The organism is Micromonospora sp. BRA006-A (assembly GCF_033433935.1).
GTDB classification, from domain to species: Bacteria; Actinomycetota; Actinomycetes; order Mycobacteriales; family Micromonosporaceae; genus Micromonospora; species Micromonospora aurantiaca.
Map to the genome: position 1 here is coordinate 971,632 of NZ_JANCLW010000001.1, position 14,235 is coordinate 985,866.

The following is a 14,235-nucleotide window of genomic DNA, read 5'->3' on the forward strand; positions in this document are numbered from 1 at the left end:
ACGCGTCGCGAATTCGACCTTCGCCGTACAGTGGCGTGCCGACGGTGTGGGCGTCGCAGCGGCCGGGTACGGTTTCTGCGATGTCGAACGCGCTCCCCCAACTCGTCGCCGACCGGTACCGGCTTCTCACGCCGCTCGGTCAAGGCGGCATGGGCCGCGTCTGGAAGGCGCGGGACGAGGTACTGCACCGGGACGTGGCCATCAAGGAACTGGTCCCGCCCCCCGGTCTCACCCCGGAGGAGCGCCGCGAGATGCGCGAGCGCTCACTGCGTGAGGCGCGGGCGATCGCCCGCCTCAACAACATCAACGTGGTCCGCATCTTCGACGTGCTGCGCACCGACGGCGACCCGTGGATCGTCATGGAGTACGTGGCGTCGAAGTCGTTGCAGGACACCATCGCCGAGGACGGCCCGGTCACCCCGGCCAAGGCGGTCGAGATCGGTCTCGGCGTGCTGAACGCGCTGAAGGCCGCGCACAAGGCCGGCATCATGCACCGCGACGTCAAGCCGGGCAACGTGCTGCTCGGCGAGGACGGCCGCGTGGTGCTCACCGACTTCGGCCTGGCCACCATCCCCGGCGACCCGAACGTGACGCGCACCGGCATGGTGCTGGGCTCGCCCGCGTACATCTCTCCGGAGCGCGCCCGCGACGGCACCGCAGGCCCCGAGGCGGACCTCTGGTCGCTCGGCGCCACGCTCTACGCGGCGGTCGAGGGTAAGTCGCCGTACGCGCGCCCGTCGGCGATCGCCACGCTCGCGGCGCTCGCCACCGAGCCGATGCCGCCGCCGCGCAACGCCGGGCCGCTCAAGCCGGTGCTCCAGGGCCTGCTGCGCAAGGATCCGGACGAGCGGATCACCGCCGAGGTCGCGGAGCGCATGCTGCGCAAGGCCGCCGGCCGGCGGGCCAAGAGCATCTCGCTGCTGGACGGCGTACGTCGGCCTGGGCCGAACGGCCCGCGCGTGCCGCGCCCGCCGCTGGTGCCGGCGCCGCGCCCCGCCGACCAGGCCGAACGCGCCGCGTCCGGGGTCGCCGCAACCGGGGGTACGGCGGCAGCCGCCGACCCGACGGCGAAGGTGCCGGCGCCCACCTCGGACGCCGGGCCCACCGCGAAGGTGACCCCGCCGCCCGCCGACCCGACGGCGAAGCTCGACCCGGCGCCCTCGGCCGACGAGACCCGTGTGGACGACGAGGCGCGGGTGGACGGCGTCGACCCGGCGCTGGACGAGACGCGGCTCGACGGTGAGCCGGTCGCCGACACCCCGGCGCCGGTGAGCCCGGCCGTGACCGGCTCCGCGCCGGTCAGCCCGGCTCCCGTGCAGGAGGCGTCGTCCGGCCGCGCGACGGTGCTGCCGGTCGAGAAGTCCGCCCCCAACCGGCGCAACCTGCTGATCGGCGCACTGGTTCTGCTGCTGCTCGTCGGCCTGGTGGTGGCCGTGCCGCTGCTGAACAACGGTGACGACGGCGACGGCGGTGAGCCGACGGCCGGCACCTCGGCGTCGGCGGCGGCGCCGCCCGCGCCGAGCGAGAGCGCGTCGCCGAGCGCCCCGGCGACCAGTGCGTCGGCCAGCCCCACGCCGTCGGCCAGCCCGTCGGCCTCGGGGTTCACGCTGCCGGCCGGATGGCGTCTCTACACCGGCCCGAACGGCTTCAAGGTGCCGATCCCGAACGGTTTCGAGGCGCGGGTCCGCAGCGACAACGTCGTGCTCTACGAGGTCGGCGGCGCTCGGCGGGTGCTGTTCATCCAGTGGACGTCGTCGCCGAAGAAGGACGCGTACGCCGACTGGAAGGCGCAGGAGTCGAGCCGGCGCAACTACGTCCGGGGCTACGAGTACGTCAGCATCACCAAGTGCGACCCCTACTTCCGCACCTGCGCCGACTGGGACTGGCTGGAGACGCGCGACGACGGCACCCGCTTCCACGTGCGCAACCGTGGTGTGGCGACCGCCGGCAACCGGGGCTTCGCGCTGCGCTGGGAGGTCCCGGCGAAGGACTGGGACGCCAACCTGGCCAACTGGGAGATCATCACCAAGGGCTTCGTGCCGGACCGCAGGAACTGACCGGGAATCCCGCCGGTCACGAAACTCGCTCGCATGGCTTTCCGTCCTCGGGGGTATGAATCCCTCCGACGACGGAAGGAGGCGCGACATGGGTTACCGACGGAGGTACACCGGCCCGCGGCTGGCACTGTGGATGCTCGTGGCGCTCGGCGACGTCGTACTGCTCCTGATCAGCGCCGGCCTGTCCGCGCCGGTCGCGGTCCTCGGCGTGCTGACGCTCACGGTCGCCGGCGTGGCGGCGTGGCGTCTGACGCGCCGCACGCCGGTGCCCGTCCCGGCCACCGCGCGCCGCAGAGCCTGACTTCGGGTACGACGACAGTGGGACCGCCTCGTGAGGGGGCGGTCCCACTGGTTTCCGGCGTACGTCAGGTGTTGTTGGCCAGGGCGATCAGCCGGCTGCGGTCACCGTTCCAGTAGTTGCGGTCGACGTTGCCGCTGATCCCGGAGACGGCGCCGGTGCTGGTGTACTGCCAGAAACTCCAAAACGGTGCCCCGGCCGGCAGGGTGCCGGGCGAGCTGGCCCAGCGGGCGAGCCACAGCGGGTGGTTGGCCCACGGGCCGGACCAGCTGCCCGTGCACTGGTTCCACCAGCTCGTGGTGGTGTAGATGACCGCGTACCGGCCGGTGCGGGAGCGGTAGGTGTTCAGGAAGTCCTGGATCCAGTTGCGCATGCCGGTGGTGCTCAGGCCGTAGCAGTAGCCGCCGCTGTACGGGTTGCCCTCGATGTCCAGCGCGGCGGGAAGCGTACGGCTGTCCGCCGACCAGGCGCCACCGTTGCTGGCCAGGTAGTTGGCCTGGGTGGAACCGGCGGAGATGTTCGGCCGGGCGAAGTGGTACGCCCCGCGGATCACCCCGGCGTTGTACGCGTTGACGTAGTTCGCGTTGAAGTTCGGGTCCTTGTAGCTCGTACCCTCGGTCGCCTTGATGAACGCGAACTGGATGCCCGAGTTGCGCACGCTGGTCCAGTTGATGCTGCCCTGGTAGCGGGAGACGTCGATCCCGGGCGTGGTCGCGGCGGCGGCCGGTCCGGCGGTCGCCACGAGGGCCGCGGCCGCGGTGGCGGCGGCGGCCAGGCCGGCGGCGAGAAGCCGGCGTACGGAGAGTCTGGTGCTGGGCATGGTTGCCTCCAGAGGGACGTCCATCTATTGACGCCCATCTTTGGAGGTTAGTGCCCTAGATCGCAATAGGCAGAAAGGAAATCTTCATCGACGGCCGTCGTTCGCCCAGGTGGCGCGACAGTTGCGGGTCAGCGCAGGACGCTCGGGTCCATCGCCCAGCGGAACGGCTCGGTGACACTGAGCGTCTCGCCCGCCTTGGCGACGACATCCTCGACGTAGTGCGCGCCGTCGAGCCGGTGCAGCCGTAGCGAGTGGCTGTCACCGTCCTGCTCGACGAGCAGGTACCACGGAATCCGGGCGATCGCGTAGAGCTGCATCTTCAACACCCGGTCGACGCCCGCGTTCCGGGGCGAGACGACCTCGCCGACCAGCGCGACATGTTTCGCCTCGAGGACCGTGCTCTCGTCCTGCGCATCCGTGACGACGAGGTCGGGGATCATGACTCGGTCGACGTCGAGCCGAACGTTGACGCCGTGGTACACGAGGAGACCGGTCGGCGCGGCCGCCGACTCGACGGCGTTCGCCAGCCGTCGCGCCACCCGCTGATGCCGAAGGTCGGGGGCGGGACTGACGACCAGTCCCCGGTCGAACAGTTCGACGCGATGACGACCGTAGTCCGCCGCGAGGTAGTCGGCCTCGGTCAGCGGAGTCACGGACGAACCGCCTACCGGATCCACTTGATCTCATCTCCGTTCCCGCGTCTGCCCGGCCAAGTGTGACCGCCCCACAGAGCACGCCCGTCGAGCGACACGGCTCGGGGCGGTAGGCTCCCCGCCCATGCCCCTGATCGACGGTCTCACCACGCTCTGGGACACGCTGACCAGCGCCCAGCCGGACCCGCCGCCGCTGCTCGTGGTGGTCACCGCCGCCGTCGCGCTCGCGGTGGTCGTGGCCCGGTTGCCCTGGCGGATCGCCCGTAACGCGGTGACCATCGCGCACGAGGGCGGCCACGCGCTCGTCGCGTTGCTCACCGGCCGGCGGCTGCACGGCATCCGGCTGCACTCGGACACCTCCGGGCTCACGCTCTCCGCCGGCCGTCCCACCGGGCCCGGCATGATCCTCACGCTGCTCGCCGGGTACGTCGCGCCGTCCCTGCTCGGTCTCGGCGGCGCGTGGCTGCTGGCCGGTAACCGGATCACGCTGCTGCTGTGGCTCGCGGTGGCACTGCTGCTGGCCATGCTGGTGATGATCCGCAACCTGTTCGGCGTGCTGTCGCTACTCGTCACCGGCGGCGTGGTGCTCGCCGTCTCCTGGTACACCTCGCCCGAGGTGCAGGCCGCGTTCGCGTGGACGTCGGTCTGGTTCCTGCTGATCGGCGGCGTGCGGCCGGTGTTCGAGCTGCACCGGCAACGCGCCCGGGGCCGGATGCCGCAGTCCGACGCCGACCAGCTCGCCCGGATCACGCCGTTCCCGGCGCTGTTCTGGGTGGGCGTGTTCCTGCTGGTGAGCGTGGGCGCGCTGGCCGCCGGAGCGCTGCTGCTGGCCGGCCCGATCCTGGCCGACGCGGGGCTCACCGGCTGACCGTGCCGAGCCGCACCGCTGCGGGCCGCGCCGAGCCGGCCCGCAGCGCGCCGTATCGCGTCGCGGAGCGGGCCGCTACGCGGCAGGGCAGAATCGGGCCGTGCGATACGTGATCATCGGAGCGGGCGCGGTCGGCGGCACCATCGGCGTACTCCTGGCCGACGCCGGCCACGACGTGACGCTCGTGGCCCGTGGGGCGCACCCGGACGCGTTGCGGGAGCGGGGTCTGACGCTGCGCACGCCGGACCGTGACGTGACGGGCCGGCTCCCCGCAGTGGCCGGTCCGGACGGGCCGCCGCTGCCGGCGGACACCGTGCTGGTCCTCACCGTAAAGTCGCAGGACACCGTGGCGGCGCTCGACGTCTGGGCGGACGCCCCGGTCGAGGGCGGCGGGACGGCGGGCGAACGGCTGCCGGTCGTGCTGGCCCAGAACGGCGTCGCGAACGAGCCGGCCGCGCTGCGGCGCTTCGCCCGCGTACACCCGGTGTGCGTGTGGCTGCCCGCCACCCACCTGGAGCCGGGCGTGGTGGTCGCCAACGGCCATCCGCATCCGGGCATGCTGCACATCGGCCGCTACCCGAGCGGCGCCGACGACACCAGCCGCGCGGTCGCCGCCGACCTGACCGCAGCCGGGTTCGTCGCGCCGGTCCGCGACGACGTGATGCGCTGGAAGTACGGCAAGCTGCTCGCCAACCTCGGCAACGGCCTCCAGGCGCTGCTCGCATGGGACGTGCCCGAGTCGCTGTCGAAGCGGGTACGCGCCGAGGGCGAGGCGGCGCTCGCCGCCGCAGGCATCGCCCACACCACCGTCGAGGAGGAGGCCGCCGAACGCGGCGACCGGGTGTCGCACCGGCCGGTGGGCGGCGAGGAACGCTCCGGCGGCTCCACCTGGCAGAGCCTGGCCCGTGGCGCGGGCTCGGTCGAGACCGACCACCTCAACGGTGAGATCGTGCTGCTCGGGCGCCTGCACGGCGTGCCGACCCCGGCCAACGCGGCGGTGCAGACGGCGGTCCGCCGAGCGGTCCGCGACCGGATCCCGGCAGGCGGCTTGCCGGTGAGCGAACTGGAGAAAATGATCGGCTGAGTGGCAACCGCACCCGGTACGCCAGGCGTCTCCCCTGCGACCGCCACTCGGGAGGTAGCAGGTGCCGGAGGTCGACGGGTTCGACGAGTTCTACCGGGGCAGCCGGCAACGGCTGCTCGGGTTCGTCTACGTGCTCACCGGCAACCTCGCCGAGGCGCAGGACGCCGTGCAGGAGGCGTACATCAGGGCCTGGCAGCGGTGGTCCACAGTGCGCGGGTACGACGACCCGGAGGCGTGGGTGCGGGTGGTGGCGAGCCGGATCGCGGTGAGCCGCTGGCGCAGCCTGCGCAGCCGGGCGCGCGCCTACCTGCGGCACGGCGCCGAGGAGAGCATGCCGGCCCCGAGCACCGACACGGTCGAGGTGGTGGCGGCGTTGCGGCGGCTGCCCGAGGAACAACGCGTCGCCCTCGCGCTGTACTACCTGCTCGGCATGCCGGTCGCCGAGGTCGCCCGGGAGACCGAGGCGCCGGTCGGCACGGTCAAGGCGCGTCTGTCCCGGGGCCGAGCCGCCCTGGCCGAACTGCTCGCGGTCGTGGATCTGGAGGAGCCCGCCGATGCGTGACGACGACCTGGCGTTCATCGACGTGATGCAGCGGGACCTGCGCAACGTACGCTGGGCGGAACCGGCCGAGTTGCGGGCACGTGCCCGGCGCCGCAGCCGCCGCACGGTGGCCGCCGCGGCGGTGACGGTGCTCGCGCTCACCTCCGGGACCGCGTTCGTGGCGGCCGGTCGTGCCGCCCCACCGGCGCCGGCCCCGGTCGCCGCCAGTCCGTCGGTCACCCCGTGGAGCGCCACGGATGTGCCCGCCGAGGCGTTGCTGCAACCGTCCGACCTGCGGCCGGCCGGCACGACGCCGTGGAACGACGCCGGCCTCGACGAGGAGATCCGGCTGGACCAGTTGCTGGAGGTCTGCCGGCAGGATCAGGGCCTGCGGACGGAGTGGGTGAAGTCCCGCTATTCGCGGTCGGTGACCCTCCTGCGGCAGCGGCCGGGCAGCAGCGATCCGTCGGACCGGCAGCCGGTGGCCCTTCAGGACGTCTACCGGCTCGCGGCGCAGGACGGTGAGCGGCTGTTCGACGGGCTGCCCGCGCTGCTGGCGCCCTGCCGCACGTGGCGATCCGCCGGCCCCGTGGAGGTGAAGGGCAAGCGGATCCAGGCGGAGGTCGTCCACTCCTGGCAGGCGGTCGACAGCGGCTTCGCCGGCGACGAGTCGGTGCTCGTGCGGCACACCGTCGGGAAGGGCCGGCGGCTGGACACCGGAGCGTCGCTCGGTCCCGGGAGCCCGCCGAGGGAGCAGGCGGTGGTGCGGGTCGGTGACCTCGTCACGGTGCTGCGCACCGGCGCGGGCGGCGACGAGGTGGCCCTGCGAGATCTGGCGAGGGTCGCGGCCGAGCGGATGTGCGTGGCCGCGAACCCGGGCTGCTGACGCCGGTGCCCCCGCCACCTCAGCGGCGGGGGCACCGGGCCGGCTACAGCGGGATGTTGCCGTGCTTCTTCGGCGGCAGCGTCTCGCGCTTGGTGCGCAGCACCCGCAGCGCCCGCACGATCTGGGTACGCGTCTCGTGCGGCGGGATCACCCCGTCCACGTAGCCGCGCTCGGCGGCGATGTACGGGTTGGCGAGCGTGTCCTCGTACTCGGCGATCTTCTCGGCGCGGACGGCGGCCGGATCCTCGGCGTTCGCCAGCTCCGAGCGGTAGAGGATGTTCACCGCGCCCTGCGCGCCCATCACCGCGATCTGCGCGGTCGGCCAGGCGAAGTTCAGGTCCGCGCCCAGGTGCTTGGAGCCCATCACGTCGTACGCGCCGCCGTACGCCTTGCGGGTGATGACGGTGACCTTCGGGACGGTGGCCTCGGCGTACGCGTAGATGAGCTTCGCGCCGCGGCGGATGATGCCGTCCCACTCCTGACCGGTGCCGGGCAGGAAGCCGGGCACGTCCACGAAGGTGAGCACCGGGACGTTGAACGCGTCGCAGGTGCGCACGAACCGGGCCGCCTTCTCCGACGCGGCGATGTCGAGCGTGCCGGCGAACTGCATCGGCTGGTTCGCCACCACACCCACCGGGCGCCCCTCGACGCGGCCGAAACCGACCACCATGTTCTGCGCGTACAGCGGCTGCACCTCGAGGAACTCGCCGTCGTCGAGCACGTGCTCGATGACCCGGTGCATGTCGTACGGCTGGTTCGCCGAGTCCGGGATCAGCGTGTCCAGCTCGCGGTCGGAGTCCGTGACGTCGAGGATCGCGGGCGCGTCGAAGACCGGCGGCTCGTCCAGGTTGTTCGACGGCAGGTACGACAGCAGCGCCTTGACGTACTCGATCGCGTCCTCCTCGTCGCTGCCGAGGTAGTGCGCGTTGCCGCTGCGGGTGTTGTGGGTACGGGCGCCGCCCAGCTCCTCCATGCCCACGTCCTCGCCGGTGACCGTCTTGATCACGTCGGGACCGGTGATGAACATGTGCGAGGTCTGGTCGACCATGACGGTGAAGTCGGTGACCGCCGGGGAGTAGACGGCGCCGCCCGCGCACGGGCCCATGATGAGCGAGATCTGCGGGATGACGCCGCTGGCCCGGACGTTGCGGAAGAAGATCTCGCCGTAGAGGCCGAGGGACGTGACGCCCTCCTGGATCCGTGCGCCGCCGGAGTCGTTGATGCCGACCACCGGGCAGCCGATCTTCATGGCGAGGTCCATCAGCTTGACGATCTTCTCGCCGAAGACCTCGCCGAGGGAGCCGCCGAAGACGGTGAAGTCCTGTGAGAAGACGCAGACCTGCCGGCCGTCGACGGTGCCGTAGCCGGTCACCACGCCGTCCCCGTACGGGCGGGTCCTCTCCAGCCCGAAGTTGGTCGAGCGGTGCCGGGCGAACTCGTCCAGCTCGACGAACGAGCCCTCGTCGAGGAGCATCTCGATCCGCTCGCGGGCGGTCTTCTTGCCCCGCGCGTGCTGCTTCTCGACCGCGCGTGCCGACCCGGCGTGCACCGCCTCGTCGAGCCGTCGCTCCAGGTCCGCCAGCTTGCCGGCGGTCGTGTGGATGTTGAACCCGGTCTCGGTAGTCACCAGGGGAATATAACGATGGTTCAGGTCGAAGAGGCTGTGCAGTGCGCCTCACTCGGGCCGTAGGCTGGCGGGATGCCCGGCTCGCCGTACACCGATCTGGACCGACCGCCGCTGTCGGCGGCCCGGCTGCGGCGCGCGTTGGTCGCGCCGCACGGGCCCTGGCGCCGCCTGGAACTGCTGGCCGAGACCGGCTCGACGAACGCCGACGCGGTGGCCGCGGCGCGCGCCGGCGAGCCGGAGGGCCTGGTGGTGGTCGCCGAGCGGCAGACGTCCGGCCGGGGCCGGCGAGGCCGCGTCTGGCAGTCGCCGCCGCGCGCCGGTCTCGCCACGAGCGTGCTGCTGCGGCCCGGAGAGGCGGTCCCCGAGCGCGGCTGGGCGCCGGTGCCGGTCACCGGGTACGGCTGGCTGCCGCTGCTCGCCGGTGTCGCGCTGGTCGAGGCGGTACGCCTGCTGGCCGAGCTGGACGCGCGGCTGAAGTGGCCGAACGACCTGCTGGTGGACGGCGCGAAGTGCGCCGGGGTGCTCGCCGAGGCGGTGCCGGGGGAGAACGACAGGCCGCCGGCGATCGTGGTCGGTGTCGGGCTGAACGTGACGCTGCGCGCCGACGAGCTGCCGGAGAACCCGACCGGGCTGCCGGCCACCTCGCTCCAGCTCGCCGGCGCCACCGCCACCGACCGGGATCCGCTGCTGCGGGCGCTGCTGCGCGCGCTCGCCGACTGGTACGAGCGTTGGCGTGACGCCGGAGGGGACGCGGAGGCCAGCGGGTTGCGCGAGGCGTACCTGGCCGGGTGCGCCACCATCGGCCGCCAGGTACGGGTGCTGCTGCCCGACGGCAGCGAGGCGCGCGGTACGGCCACCGGTGTGGACGCCGACGGGCAGCTCCTGGTGGAGACGGGCGCCGAGACGCTGCGGCTGGCGGCAGGCGACGTGCTGCACCTGCGGTGAAAGGAAGGGCCCCCTATTAACGCCTCCGGTAGAGGAAGGGCCCCTTCTTAACAGCCGCGGGCCGCCGCCCCGCACAACCGCGGGCCGCCGCCCGCACAACCACGGGCCACCGTCCGCGCGGCCGATGCCGACCGGGTGCGCCGACCGGTTACGGTCAGCGCGTCCTGTTCTGCGAGGAGGTTCCCCCGTGGCGTTCCCCGAAGACGTGCTCACCGAGGACGAGCACGTCGTGTTGCACCTGCACCCGCACTGGAAGGCCCTGATCCGGCCGGTCCTGGTGCTCGTGCTCGCCGTCGCGGCGGTCGTCGCCGGCTGGCTCCTGCTGCCCGACGGCAGCGGCGGCACGATCGCGCTCTACGCGATCGCCGTGGTCGCCCTGGCGCTGGTGCTGTGGCTGGGTCTGTGGCCGTTTCTGGTCTGGCGCACCACGCACTACCTGTTCACAAACGAGCGGGTGCTGCTCCAGCAGGGGGTGCTGTCGCGCAACCGGCGGGACCTGCCGCTGACCCGGATCAACGACCACGCCATGCATCAGCGTTTCGTGGAGCGGCTGCTCGGCTGCGGCACGCTGACCATCGAGTCGGCGGGTGAGCGCGGCCAGTCGGTGCTGCACGACGTGCCGGGCGTGGACAGGGTGCAGACGAAGCTCTACGAGCTGGTCGAGGCGCACCACGACAAGCACAGCCTGGGTGACGGCGAGATGCGCGAGATCCTGGCCGACATGACCGAGGGCAAGTCCCTGCGCGAGCAGCCCTGAACGCGTTCGACGGAGAAGGCCGGTCCCCCAGTTCGGGGGTGCCGGCCTTCTCGTGGTTCAGCGGCGGGCGCGGCGGGGCTGGAGTTCCGCGGCGAGTTCGGCGTCCAGGTCGGCGTCGAGCGCCCCACCGAGTCCGGCGTCCGCCGGTGCGGGGCGACCACGCGGTGGCGGGAAGTCGGGTGCCCGGCCGGTGCCGGGAGGCGGTTCCTCCTCCTCCAGCTCGCTGACCGACTCGGCCAGCTCGGCCACCGGGTCCATCTCGGCGACGTTGTCCCACTCGTCACGCGGCACCGAGTGCCAGGTCTCCTCGGCGTGCTTGGGGACGGGCTGGAAGACGAACGTCCGGTAGGACCAGAAGCGGAACAGCGTGGCCAGCAGGACACCGATGGTCTTGGCGACGTTCAGCGCGAGCAGGCCGTGGACGCCGAGGCCGTACTTGGCCAGGGCCAGGACGCCGAGCTCGATGAGCAGACCAGCACCGTTGAAGAGGAAGAACAGGACGTATTCGCGCCGGAGTGCCGATTTCGGTCGATCACGGTACGTCCAGTGACGATTCATCAGATACGACGTGATCGTGGCGACAATCGTCGCGATCACTGTCGCCTTCAGCTGGCCGTCACGGAAAACCGTGAGTGCCAGCGCATTGAACACCGCGTAATTGATGACGGTGTTGATGCCGCCGACGATGCCGAATTTGAGCGCCTCGTGGATGAACTTCTGCCAGCGCTCGGGCAGCAGACGGACTCCAGGCATGCGGAACACCTTAGGCAGTTGGCTGGGCCGGCTGGGCCCGGCGGGTCGGGATGGGCGGTTCGTCACGCCCCGGACTCTCGGTCGTGGCTCGTTGCCGGAACGGGAGGTGTTCCCGCCTCGACGAAGACGAACCGTCGGTACGACCAGAACCGGAAGAGCGTTCCCAGGCCGGTGCCGACGATGAAGCTGGCGAGGTTGTCGGCCAGGGGGGTCTGGAACACCGCGGGCCAGATCGCGCCGAGCCCGTAGTGGCTGATCGCCAGGCAGGCCACCGCGATGCCGAGGCCGACCGCGTTGAAGAAGAAGAACAGGGCGTACTCGCGGGCCGGGTTCGACCGCTGCCGGTGCCGCCACGTCCAGAACCGGTTGCCGACGAAGGCGACTGTCGCGGCGATCACCGTGGAGATGGTCTTCGCGGCCAGCGGCGGCATGTCCCGGCCGCTGGACAGGTAGTTGAAGAGGATGAAGTCCACGACGAAGGCGAGCCCGCCGACGGTGGCGAACTTGCTCAGCTCGTGGATGAGGTGACCGAAACGGTCGAGCAGTGCTCCGATCGGACCCCGGCGGGTCTGCGGAGCCCCCGGTTGGTCTCCGGTCATCGTCGCGGCCACCCGCCGAGAGTACCGGTTGGGCGGTAACCGGGCGGACTCCAACGGCGAGTCGGCCACGACGGCTTCGCCGCGGCCGTCGCCCGCGGGCCGCCCGGGTCGGAGAGGCGTCGCCCGTTCTCGATGTCCGTGAGCAGAGCGTAACGCGCTGTGCGAATCTGTGGAGCGCATCACGGAATCGTCTTTCGCGACATGTTCGTACGCTTCCCCGCGATCGGACGTCCGTGTCACTCCGGTGCCGGACCCGGCCGTCGAAGGTTCACCGCAGGATTTGCGTGAAACTGCGCGCGAAAGCGGGTATCAGATCGTGATGCCGCAGCGTGGCCGTACCTTGTGCAGTTCTTCACAACCAGTCCCACTGACTGACGAGGCAGTCCGGTTTACGCTGAGCCCAATCCCAGGTTTCCACGAGGCGGCGTACCAGCCCGCCGGAACTCGTGCACCCCATAGATCGGTCAGCGTCGACCACAAGGAGAAGTGACATGGTTGCTCCGGCTGCTGTTCGGGGTATCGATCAGGCCCCGACATCCCACCCCAAGCTGCTGGCCTGGGTACGTGAGGTCGCGGAACTGACCACCCCCGACCGCGTGGTCTGGGTGGACGGGTCTGATGAGGAGTGGCGCCGCCTCACCGACGAACTCGTCGAGAACGGCACCCTGATCCGACTGAATCCCGAGAAGAAGCCCAACTCGTTCTACGCGCGTACCGACCCCACGGACGTCGCCCGGGTGGAGGAGCGCACCTTCATCTGCTCCGCCGACGAGGCGGACGCCGGCCCGACCAACAACTGGATGGCGCCGGCCGAGATGAAGCGGACGATGACGGAGCTGTACCGCGGCAGCATGCGCGGGCGCACCATGTACGTCATCCCGTTCTGCATGGGCCCGGTCGAGGCCGAGAACCCCATGTTCGGCGTGGAGATCACCGACAGCCCGTACGTCGTCGCCTCGATGCGGATCATGACCCGGATGGGGTCTTCGGTCCTGGAGGCGATGGGCGACGACGCCGACTTCGTGCACGCGCTGCACTCCATCGGCGCCCCGCTCGCGCCGGGCGAGCAGGACGTGGCGTGGCCGTGCAACGAGACCAAGTACATCTCGCACTTCCCGGAGACCCGGGAGATCTGGTCCTACGGCTCCGGCTACGGCGGCAACTCGCTGCTGGGCAAGAAGTGCTACTCGCTGCGTATCGCCAGCGTGATGGGGCGCGACGAGGGCTGGCTGGCCGAGCACATGCTGATCCTCAAGATCACCTCGCCGGAGGGCAAGGTCTACCACATCGCCGGCGCCTTCCCGTCGGCCTGCGGCAAGACCAACCTCGCCATGCTGGAGCCGACCATCCCGGGCTGGAAGGTCGAGACCATCGGCGACGACATCGCCTGGATGCGGTTCGGCGCGGACGGCCGCCTCTACGCGGTCAACCCCGAGTACGGCCTGTTCGGCGTCGCGCCCGGCACCGACTGGAAGACCAACGCCAACGCCATGCGGACGCTGGACCGGGGCAACTCCATCTTCACCAACGTGGCGCTCACCGACGACGGCGACATCTGGTGGGAGGGCATGGGTGAGCCGCCGGCGCACCTGATCGACTGGAAGGGCAACGACTGGACGCCGGAGAGCGAGAACCTCTCCTCGCACGCGAACAGCCGTTTCTGCACGCCGATCACGCAGTGCCCGATCCTGGCCGACGACTACTACGACCCGAACGGCGTGCCGATCGACGCGATCCTGTTCGGTGGCCGCCGCCGGGACACCATCCCGCTGGTCACCGAGGCCCGCGACTGGGTGCACGGCGTCTACATGGGCGCCACGCTCTCCTCGGAGACGACCGCCGCCGCCTCCGGCGCGGTCGGCGTGGTCCGCCGCGACCCGATGGCCATGCTGCCGTTCATCGGTTACAACGCCGGCGACTACTTCCGGCACTGGATCGAGATGGGCAAGGGCGCGGACGGCGACGAGGCCAAGCTACCCAAGATCTACTACGTGAACTGGTTCCGCAAGGACGCCGAGGGCAACTTCCTCTGGCCGGGCTTCGGCGAGAACTCCCGCGTGCTCAAGTGGGTCATCGAGCGGCTGGAGGGCCGGGCCGAGGCGGTGGAGACGCCGATCGGCATGGTGCCGGCGCAGGACGCGCTCGACGTCGAGGGTCTGGACATGACCCCGGAGGACGTCCGGATCGCGCTGAAGGTCGACGCGGACGAGTGGCGCAACGAACTGCCGCTGGTCACCGAGTGGTTCGAGAAGTTCGGGGACAAGCTCCCCGGCGTGCTCTGGGCCGAGCTGGACGCGCTGCGCGCCCGGCTGGACGCGGAGCCGCAGAAGTAACAGGTGTGCCTGTT

Annotated in this window: 14 protein-coding genes; 9 read left to right on the forward strand and 5 right to left on the reverse strand. The window is 71.3% G+C overall.

The window, feature by feature from the left end:
- The first annotated feature begins 80 nt into the window (after positions 1-80).
- On the forward strand, positions 81-2,057 hold the full coding sequence (locus NMK34_RS04845; protein WP_318332375.1) for a serine/threonine-protein kinase: 1,977 nt from the start codon (positions 81-83) through the stop codon (positions 2,055-2,057).
- Between the two features lie 88 nt (positions 2,058-2,145).
- Positions 2,146-2,358 (forward strand): hypothetical protein, encoded by a 213-nt coding sequence (locus NMK34_RS04850; RefSeq protein WP_091047495.1) that lies wholly within the window; start codon positions 2,146-2,148, stop codon positions 2,356-2,358.
- A 64-nt stretch (positions 2,359-2,422) separates the two neighbouring features.
- Here NMK34_RS04850 and NMK34_RS04855 read toward each other — a convergent pair whose 3' ends face one another.
- Positions 2,423-3,175 (reverse strand): GH25 family lysozyme, encoded by a 753-nt coding sequence (locus NMK34_RS04855; RefSeq protein WP_318332376.1) that lies wholly within the window; start codon positions 3,173-3,175, stop codon positions 2,423-2,425.
- 128 nt (positions 3,176-3,303) lie between these two features.
- A complete protein-coding gene (locus NMK34_RS04860) occupies positions 3,304-3,852 on the reverse strand; it encodes a Uma2 family endonuclease (protein ID WP_318332377.1) in 549 nt (182 codons plus the stop codon).
- Between the two features lie 100 nt (positions 3,853-3,952).
- On the opposite strand from NMK34_RS04860, the gene NMK34_RS04865 reads away from it, so the two are divergent.
- The 4 genes from NMK34_RS04865 to NMK34_RS04880 all read left to right on the forward strand — a co-directional run bounded on the left by NMK34_RS04865 (position 3,953) and on the right by NMK34_RS04880 (position 7,207).
- A complete protein-coding gene (locus tag NMK34_RS04865; protein WP_135243321.1) occupies positions 3,953-4,696 on the forward strand; it encodes a M50 family metallopeptidase in 744 nt (247 codons plus the stop codon).
- Between the two features lie 100 nt (positions 4,697-4,796).
- On the forward strand, positions 4,797-5,780 hold the full coding sequence (locus NMK34_RS04870) for a ketopantoate reductase family protein (RefSeq protein ID WP_318332378.1): 984 nt from the start codon (positions 4,797-4,799) through the stop codon (positions 5,778-5,780).
- A gap of 61 nt (positions 5,781-5,841) precedes the next feature.
- Entirely contained in the window at positions 5,842-6,342 is a 501-nt protein-coding gene (locus tag NMK34_RS04875; protein WP_318332379.1) for a SigE family RNA polymerase sigma factor, read from the forward strand.
- Positions 6,335-7,207, forward strand: a complete 873-nt coding sequence (locus tag NMK34_RS04880; RefSeq protein WP_318332380.1) for a hypothetical protein — start codon at positions 6,335-6,337, stop codon at positions 7,205-7,207. Before NMK34_RS04875 ends, NMK34_RS04880 begins: the two co-directional genes overlap by 8 nt.
- A 43-nt stretch (positions 7,208-7,250) precedes the next feature.
- On the opposite strand, the gene NMK34_RS04885 is transcribed toward NMK34_RS04880, so the two are convergent.
- A complete protein-coding gene (locus NMK34_RS04885) occupies positions 7,251-8,834 on the reverse strand; it encodes an acyl-CoA carboxylase subunit beta (RefSeq protein WP_318332381.1) in 1,584 nt (527 codons plus the stop codon).
- A gap of 72 nt (positions 8,835-8,906) precedes the next feature.
- Here NMK34_RS04885 and NMK34_RS04890 point away from each other — a divergent pair, with 72 nt between their 5' ends.
- On the forward strand, positions 8,907-9,779 hold the full coding sequence (locus NMK34_RS04890; RefSeq protein WP_318332382.1) for a biotin--[acetyl-CoA-carboxylase] ligase: 873 nt from the start codon (positions 8,907-8,909) through the stop codon (positions 9,777-9,779).
- A gap of 187 nt (positions 9,780-9,966) precedes the next feature.
- Positions 9,967-10,536, forward strand: coding sequence for a PH domain-containing protein (locus tag NMK34_RS04895; protein ID WP_318332383.1), 570 nt, complete (start codon positions 9,967-9,969; stop codon positions 10,534-10,536).
- Between the two features lie 57 nt (positions 10,537-10,593).
- Here NMK34_RS04895 and NMK34_RS04900 read toward each other — a convergent pair whose 3' ends face one another.
- Both NMK34_RS04900 and NMK34_RS04905 read right to left on the reverse strand, forming a co-directional pair.
- Positions 10,594-11,289 carry a GtrA family protein gene (locus NMK34_RS04900; protein ID WP_318332384.1) on the reverse strand — a complete coding sequence of 232 codons (696 nt, stop codon included), beginning with the start codon at positions 11,287-11,289 and terminating at the stop codon, positions 10,594-10,596.
- Between the two features lie 62 nt (positions 11,290-11,351).
- A complete protein-coding gene (locus NMK34_RS04905; protein ID WP_318336273.1) occupies positions 11,352-11,888 on the reverse strand; it encodes a GtrA family protein in 537 nt (178 codons plus the stop codon).
- A gap of 491 nt (positions 11,889-12,379) precedes the next feature.
- Between NMK34_RS04905 and NMK34_RS04915 the strand changes: the two genes are divergently transcribed.
- Positions 12,380-14,221, forward strand: coding sequence for a phosphoenolpyruvate carboxykinase (GTP) (locus tag NMK34_RS04915; RefSeq protein WP_194798589.1), 1,842 nt, complete (start codon positions 12,380-12,382; stop codon positions 14,219-14,221).
- The last annotated feature ends 14 nt before the right edge of the window (positions 14,222-14,235 follow it).

Coding starts and splice junctions, on each gene's coding strand:
- NMK34_RS04845 (WP_318332375.1), top strand. CDS start 81: ATGTCGAACGCGCTCCCCCAACTCGTCGCCGACCGGTACCGGCTTCTC.
- NMK34_RS04850 (WP_091047495.1), top strand. CDS start 2,146: ATGGGTTACCGACGGAGGTACACCGGCCCGCGGCTGGCACTGTGGATG.
- NMK34_RS04855 (WP_318332376.1), bottom strand. CDS start 3,175: ATGCCCAGCACCAGACTCTCCGTACGCCGGCTTCTCGCCGCCGGCCTG.
- NMK34_RS04865 (WP_135243321.1), top strand. CDS start 3,953: ATGCCCCTGATCGACGGTCTCACCACGCTCTGGGACACGCTGACCAGC.
- NMK34_RS04880 (WP_318332380.1), top strand. CDS start 6,335: ATGCGTGACGACGACCTGGCGTTCATCGACGTGATGCAGCGGGACCTG.
- NMK34_RS04890 (WP_318332382.1), top strand. CDS start 8,907: ATGCCCGGCTCGCCGTACACCGATCTGGACCGACCGCCGCTGTCGGCG.
- NMK34_RS04900 (WP_318332384.1), bottom strand. CDS start 11,289: ATGCCTGGAGTCCGTCTGCTGCCCGAGCGCTGGCAGAAGTTCATCCAC.
- NMK34_RS04905 (WP_318336273.1), bottom strand. CDS start 11,888: ATGACCGGAGACCAACCGGGGGCTCCGCAGACCCGCCGGGGTCCGATC.
- NMK34_RS04915 (WP_194798589.1), top strand. CDS start 12,380: ATGGTTGCTCCGGCTGCTGTTCGGGGTATCGATCAGGCCCCGACATCC.